General features: G+C 68.1%; 1 protein-coding gene. It reads left to right on the forward strand.

Features of this window, described 5'->3' with window-relative positions; translation table 11 throughout:
* Window positions 1-251: M23 family metallopeptidase (locus tag CJ226_RS18370; RefSeq protein WP_146008196.1), on the forward strand; the 251-nt coding region annotated here is incomplete at both ends.

Consider the following 251-nt stretch of genomic DNA (forward strand, 5'->3'; position numbering starts at 1 on the left):
GCCCCGATCTATGCCGCGAACTCCGGCACGGTGGACTACGCGGGCGCGAACGGCAACTACGGCAACTACGTGCGCATCCAGCACGGCGGCGGCGTCAGCACCGGGTACGCCCACATCAAGCCCGGCGGCATCGTCGTGCGCAGCGGCCAGTGGGTGCAGTCCGGTCAGGTCATCGCCTACGCCGGCGACACCGGACGCTCGTTCGGCTGCCACCTGCACTTCGAGGTCTACATCAACGGCGGCTACACCAA

The sequence above is a fragment of the Microbacterium sp. UMB0228 genome (assembly GCF_002871415.1).
Classification (GTDB): Bacteria; Actinomycetota; Actinomycetes; order Actinomycetales; family Microbacteriaceae; genus Microbacterium.